This window comes from Herbaspirillum sp. BH-1 (assembly GCF_002870055.1).
GTDB lineage: Bacteria > Pseudomonadota > Gammaproteobacteria > Burkholderiales > Burkholderiaceae_D > Herbaspirillum > Herbaspirillum frisingense.
In genome coordinates, this window is sequence record NZ_PKOI01000050.1 from 1 (window position 1) to 397 (window position 397).

At 54.9% G+C, this 397-nt stretch carries 1 protein-coding gene; it reads right to left on the reverse strand.

The annotated features are described in order from the left end of the window. A partial coding sequence (locus HBH1_RS24740; RefSeq protein ID WP_146012901.1) for an IS3 family transposase occupies positions 1 to 397 on the reverse strand: 397 nt, incomplete at both ends.

Sequence of the window (397 nt, forward strand, 5' to 3'; positions counted from 1 at the left end):
CATGGCCGCATTATCCAGGCAATTCCCTCTGCGCGACATGCTTTGCGTAATGCCGTTTTCGGCCAATGTGCGCCGGTAAGCGTGCATCTGATATTGCCATCCCTGATCCGAGTGCAGCATGGGGCGATGTGGCCCTTTCAAGGTCGAGATGGCCTTCTTGAGCATGCTGTCGACCATCTGGAACTGAGGTGAACGGCTTGTCTGATACGACACGATCTCGCCGTTGTACAAGTCCATGACAGGCGACAGATAGAGCTTCTCTCCACCGACTTTGAACTCAGTGACATCCGTCACCCACTTCTCTCCGAACCTCTCTGCCTTGAATTTTCTTTGAAGCAAGTTCTCCACCTGGGCGTGCCCAGGGCCGCGATACGAGCGGTATTTCTTGGGCCTCACC